The sequence below is a fragment of the Streptomyces sp. NPDC054840 genome (genome assembly GCF_053611065.1).
In genome coordinates this window covers 1-5,544 of sequence record NZ_JBSGZP010000502.1, presented here as the reverse complement: position 1 = coordinate 5,544, position 5,544 = coordinate 1, and the positions used below count along the sequence as shown (strand labels likewise).

The following is a 5,544-nucleotide window of genomic DNA, read 5'->3' as shown; positions in this document are numbered from 1 at the left end:
GTACCGGTCAGCGACTGTGCTGCGAGTCCGCGATCGTGACCTCGACCCGCTGGAACTCCTTGAGCTCGCTGTAGCCGGTGGTGGCCATCGAGCGGCGCAGCGCGCCGAAGATGTTCATCGAGCCGTCCGGGGTGTGCGAGGGACCGGTGAGGATCTCCTCCGTGGTGCCCACGGTGCCGAGGTCGACCTTCTTGCCGCGCGGCACGTCCTCGTGGACGGCCTCCATGCCCCAGTGGTTGCCCTTGCCGGGCGCGTCGGTGGCACGGGCCAGCGGGGAGCCCATCATCACGGCGTCCGCGCCACAGGCGACGGCCTTCGGGATGTCGCCGGACCAGCCGACGCCGCCGTCGGCGATGACGTGCACGTAGCGGCCGCCGGACTCGTCCATGTAGTCGCGGCGGGCCGCGGCCACGTCCGCGACGGCGGTGGCCATCGGGACCTGGATGCCGAGCACGTTGCGCGTGGTGTGCGCGGCGCCGCCGCCGAAGCCGACGAGGACACCGGCCGCGCCGGTGCGCATCAGGTGCAGGGCCGCCGTGTAGGTGGCGCAGCCGCCCACGATGACCGGGACGTCGAGCTCGTAGATGAACTGCTTGAGGTTCAGCGGCTCGGCGGCGCCCGACACGTGCTCGGCCGACACGGTGGTGCCACGGATCACGAAGATGTCCACGCCCGCCTCGACGACGGCCTTGGAGAACTCGGCCGTGCGCTGCGGGGAGAGCGCGGCGGCGGTGACGACACCGGAGTCGCGGACCTCCTTGATCCGCTGCCGGATCAGGTCCGCCTGGATCGGCGCGGAGTAGATCTCCTGGAGACGGCGGGTGGCCGCCTCCTCGTCCAGCTCCGCGATCTCGTCGAGCAGCGGCTGCGGGTCCTCGTACCGGGTCCACAGGCCTTCGAGGTTCAGCACGCCGAGGCCGCCGAGCTCGCCGATGCGGATGGCGGTCTGCGGGGAGACGACCGAGTCCATGGGGGCGGCCAGGAAGGGGAGCTCGAAGCGGTACGCGTCGATCTGCCAGGCGATCGAGACCTCCTTCGGGTCCCGGGTACGCCGGCTCGGGACGATGGCGATGTCGTCGAACGCGTACGCCCTGCGGCCGCGCTTGCCGCGCCCGATCTCGATCTCAGTCACGTGTGGTGGCCTTTCCTCTGGGTCTGCCCGTCCAGTATCCCCGAACGCCGGAGAGTCGCGTTCCCATGACCGCTGTACGGACGCCTGGGGCCGGGCCCCGCAACGGCGAGGAGCGGGCCCGGTTGTTCCGGACCCGCCCCGTGCACTGCTGTGCCGCTAGCCCTTGCGGGAGTAGTTCGGTGCTTCGACCGTCATCTGGATGTCGTGCGGGTGGCTCTCCTTGAGGCCCGCCGACGTGATGCGGACGAAGCGGCCGCGGTCCTGCAGCTCGGGGACCGTGCGGCCGCCGACGTAGAACATCGACTGGCGCAGGCCGCCGACGAGCTGGTGCACGACCGCGGAGAGCGGGCCGCGGTAGGGGACCTGGCCCTCGATGCCCTCGGGGATGAGCTTGTCGTCGCCGCCCACGCCCTCCTGGAAGTAGCGGTCCTTGGAGAAGGAGCGCTGGTCGCCGCGGGACTGCATCGCACCGAGCGAACCCATGCCGCGGTACGACTTGAACTGCTTGCCGTTGATGAAGAGCAGCTCGCCCGGGGACTCCTCGCAGCCGGCGAGCAGCGAGCCGAGCATCACCGTGTCGGCGCCCGCGACCAGGGCCTTGGCGATGTCGCCGGAGTACTGGAGGCCGCCGTCGCCGATGACCGGGACGCCGGCCGCCTTGGCGGCGAGCGCGGCCTCGTAGATCGCGGTGACCTGCGGGACGCCGATGCCGGCGACGACGCGGGTGGTGCAGATGGAGCCGGGACCGACGCCGACCTTGATGCCGTCGCAGCCGGCGTCGATCAACGCCTGGGCGCCGTCGCGCGTGGCGACGTTGCCGCCGATGACGTCGACGGTGGAGTTCGACTTGATCTTGGCGACCATGTCGCCGACCAGGCGGGAGTGACCGTGGGCGGTGTCGACGACGATGAAGTCGGCGCCCGCCTCGATTAGGGCCTGGGCGCGCTCGTACGCGTCGCCCGCGACACCGACGGCCGCGCCGACGAGAAGCCGGCCGCCCTTGTCCTTGGCGGCGTTCGGGTACTGCTCGGCCTTGACGAAGTCCTTGACGGTGATGAGGCCCTTGAGGATGCCCGCGTCGTCGACCAGCGGAAGCTTTTCGATCTTGTGGCGGCGCAGCAGCTCCATGGCATCCACGCCCGAGATGCCGACCTTGCCCGTGACCAGCGGCATCGGGGTCATGACCTCGCGCACCTGGCGGCTGCGGTCCGACTCGAAGGCCATGTCGCGGTTGGTGACGATGCCGAGGAGCTTGCCCGCCGCGTCGGTGACCGGGACGCCGGAGATGCGGAACTTCGCGCAGAGCTGGTCGGCCTCGCCCAGCGTCGCGTCCGGGTGCACCGTGATCGGGTCGGTGACCATGCCGGACTCGGAGCGCTTGACCAGGTCGACCTGGTTGGCCTGGTCGGCGATCGAGAGGTTGCGGTGCAGCACGCCGACGCCGCCCTGACGGGCCATGGCGATGGCCATGCGCGCCTCGGTGACCTTGTCCATGGCGGCGGACAGCAGCGGGACGTTCACGCGCACGTTGCGCGAGATGAGGGAAGAGGTGTCGATCGCGTCAGGCGACATGTCCGACGCGCCCGGCAGCAGCAGCACGTCGTCGTAGGTCAGTCCGAGCGTGGCGAATTTGTCGGGCACTCCGTCGGCGGTCATGACACCTTCCCAAATGGTCTTGCTCAGCGCGGATGTCCATGCTAACGGGATACCGACGCGTCTCATTCCACGACCAAGGTCAAGCAGAAGTTTCGTCGTTTCCTACGATTGCATCCCACGCCGGAGCCCACGCGGGGTACCGGCACGGACCTCTGGCGAGAACCCGCGCACGGCACGGGCCAGGGACCACGGGGACCGCACGGAACAGACGCGCCGGACCGCGGTGGGGCCGCGTGCCGGCCGCGACCCGGACGGCCGCCTACTGCTCGGCGAGTGCCCTCAGCCGGCTGAGCGCGCGGTGCTGGGCCACGCGCACGGCCCCCGGGGACATCCCCAGCATCTGCCCGGTCTCCTCCGCGGTCAGCCCGACGGCCACCCGCAGCACGAGGAGCTCGCGCTGATTCTCCGGGAGGTTGGCCAGCAGCTTCTTGGCCCAGGCGGCGTCACTGCTGAGCAGCGCGCGCTCCTCCGGGCCCAGCGAGTCGTCGGGCCGCTCCGGCATCTCGTCGGAGGGCACGGCCGTGCTGCCCGGGTGCCGCATGGCGGCCCGTTGCAGGTCGGCGACCTTGTGTGCGGCGATCGCGAAGACGAAGGCCTCGAAGGGCCGACCGGTGTCCCGGTAGCGCGGCAGCGCCATCAGGACGGCGACACAGACCTCCTGCGCCAGGTCCTCGACGAAGTGACGAGCGTCACCCGGCAATCGTGAGAGCCGGGTGCGGCAGTAACGGATCGCGAGGGGGTGCACGAAGGCGAGCAGGTCGTGCGTGGCCTGCTCGTCGCCCTCCACCGCCCTGCGTACGAGCGCGCTGACGCCCCCGGCACTGCCGCCCTTGGCGGTGCTGGTCGGGCCTGTGGCCGCGGGTGACCCCAGGGCCTCGTCGTCGCGCATCAATCCATGGTGCCTTGGCGTCGGAGCATCCGCGCCGCCATGGCCCTTGTTGTGCATCGAAGCGTTATGAGCAGGTGCGCCGGAACTCATCGTCTGCGCCCTCCCCTCCCGCTCGGCCGAATAGTCCCCGAGAGACTCCACACCCTCAAGGATGCGGCATCGCGCACGAAGCGAGACGTCCCCCGGATCGTGCCCCGCCAATCCCCGGGTGCGCACCGGGTACGGCGGGGACAGGGATGCCCTCGACAGCAAGAGCCGTCGAGGGCGGCGCGCCGCCCCGTCAGCGGGTGGCGGACGGGACCGCTCTCGACGATCCGCGGCCTGTGGCGGACCGGGCAGGGCCCGGCCACACCCGGGGGGTCAGCGGACCAGACCCCAGCGGAAACCGAGTGCCACGGCGTGCGCCCGGTCCGAGGCGCCGAGCTTCTTGAACAGCCGGCGGGCGTGCGTCTTGACCGTGTCCTCGGAGAGGAAGAGCTCGCGCCCGATCTCCGCGTTGGACCGGCCGTGGCTCATGCCCTCCAGCACCTGGATCTCGCGCGCGGTGAGCGTGGGCGCGGCGCCCATCTCGGCCGAGCGGAGCCGGCGCGGGGCCAGTCGCCAGGTCGGGTCGGCGAGGGCCTGGGTGACCGTGGCCCGCAGTTCGGCGCGCGAGGCGTCCTTGTGCAGATACCCACGGGCGCCGGCGGCGACCGCGAGGGCCACGCCGTCCAGGTCCTCGGCCACCGTCAGCATGATGATGCGGGCGCCGGGGTCGGCCGAGAGCAGTCGGCGGACCGTCTCCACACCGCCCAGCCCGGGCATCCGTACATCCATCAGAATCAGGTCGGAGCGGTCGGCGCCCCAGCGGCGGAGGACTTCCTCGCCGTTGGCAGCCGTCGTCACACGCTCGACGCCGGGCACGGTGGCAACCGCGCGGCGGAGCGCCTCTCGGGCAAGCGGGGAGTCGTCGCAGACGAGGACGGATGTCATGACCGCCCTCCGCAGCTGCTGATGCGCGTCACCTTGAGCCTCCAGGCTGGTACGTATCGTCACCTGTGCGGTCGATGCTCCCGGACACCTGTCCGAGAACTTATTGGTTCAACCGCCTTCGCACTCTCAACGATGGTCACTCGAAAGAGTTACGGGTCGGACGGACACCTTCAGCACTCTACGTGAGGAAGCGATCACGGCGTCGGAGGCGCGAGCAGTCTGTCCTCCATCTGGAGCTATGCCCTATTTGGCGGCTTTCCTTCCGTTTCGCACGTGTCTGAGGCTAGATTCCCAATGAGTCATATTTACATCTACTCCGACAGTAGGTGTGGAGACATGGACCCTATCCGCCTCAGTACCGGCACCAAGAGGGACTACCAATGGCAGATTTCTCCCGCCTCCCCGGACCGAACGCCGACCTCTGGGACTGGCAGCTGCTAGCCGCCTGCCGCGGGGTCGACAGCTCCCTCTTCTTCCACCCGGAAGGCGAGCGGGGCGCGGCCAGGAGCGCGCGCGAGGCCTCGGCTAAAGAGGTCTGCATGAGATGCCCGGTGCGTTCGGAATGCGCCGCGCACGCACTCGCCGTCCGAGAGCCCTACGGGGTGTGGGGCGGCCTCACCGAGGACGAGCGCGAGGAACTGATGGGCCGCGCCCGGCATCGTCTGATCCCCGCGTCGAGTGCGAACGGACCGATCACGCCGAACTGAGAGCCGGCGAAGCGCCTGAAGGAACGTTTCTCCGAATCGTCGGCACGCCCGGGTGTGTCGCCGCCCGGCCCGCGGTTCACCCGCTCGGCCGTATCCGACCGTCCGACATGTGCGCCCCCGGCCGCCGCCGGGGGCTGCACGGGTCGGCGCGCGGCCCGCCGGGGGCGGGCACTGGGTCAGCGCGGCCC

General features: G+C 70.5%; 5 protein-coding genes. 1 reads left to right on the top strand and 4 read right to left on the bottom strand.

Going from position 1 to position 5,544, the window contains the following annotated elements:
* Positions 1–7: 7 nt before the first annotated feature.
* The 4 genes from ACWGIU_RS27990 to ACWGIU_RS27975 form a co-directional block, all read right to left on the bottom strand.
* The gene (locus ACWGIU_RS27990) at positions 8–1,132 is read right to left on the bottom strand and encodes a GuaB3 family IMP dehydrogenase-related protein (protein WP_453710328.1); all 1,125 of its coding nucleotides are present in this window, start codon (positions 1,130–1,132) and stop codon (positions 8–10) included.
* Positions 1,133–1,288: 156 nt separating this feature from the next.
* Complete coding sequence (gene guaB / locus ACWGIU_RS27985) at positions 1,289–2,788, bottom strand: IMP dehydrogenase (protein WP_398678504.1); 1,500 nt, start codon at positions 2,786–2,788, stop codon at positions 1,289–1,291.
* A gap of 259 nt (positions 2,789–3,047) precedes the next feature.
* Positions 3,048–3,677, bottom strand: a complete 630-nt coding sequence (locus tag ACWGIU_RS27980) for a sigma-70 family RNA polymerase sigma factor (RefSeq protein WP_375938076.1) — start codon at positions 3,675–3,677, stop codon at positions 3,048–3,050.
* 360 nt (positions 3,678–4,037) lie between these two features.
* Positions 4,038–4,649, bottom strand: a complete 612-nt coding sequence (locus tag ACWGIU_RS27975; RefSeq protein WP_003948568.1) for a response regulator transcription factor — start codon at positions 4,647–4,649, stop codon at positions 4,038–4,040.
* A 380-nt stretch (positions 4,650–5,029) separates the two neighbouring features.
* On the opposite strand from ACWGIU_RS27975, the gene ACWGIU_RS27970 reads away from it, so the two are divergent.
* Entirely contained in the window at positions 5,030–5,356 is a 327-nt protein-coding gene (locus ACWGIU_RS27970; RefSeq protein WP_453710325.1) for a WhiB family transcriptional regulator, read from the top strand.
* The last annotated feature ends 188 nt before the right edge of the window (positions 5,357–5,544 follow it).

What these genes read in the sequence shown, in the direction of transcription:
- guaB (WP_398678504.1), bottom strand. Translation starts at nt 2,788, where the DNA reads ATGACCGCCGACGGAGTGCCCGACAAATTCGCCACGCTCGGACTGACC.
- ACWGIU_RS27980 (WP_375938076.1), bottom strand. Translation starts at nt 3,677, where the DNA reads ATGCGCGACGACGAGGCCCTGGGGTCACCCGCGGCCACAGGCCCGACC.
- ACWGIU_RS27975 (WP_003948568.1), bottom strand. Translation starts at nt 4,649, where the DNA reads ATGACATCCGTCCTCGTCTGCGACGACTCCCCGCTTGCCCGAGAGGCG.
- ACWGIU_RS27970 (WP_453710325.1), top strand. Translation starts at nt 5,030, where the DNA reads ATGGCAGATTTCTCCCGCCTCCCCGGACCGAACGCCGACCTCTGGGAC.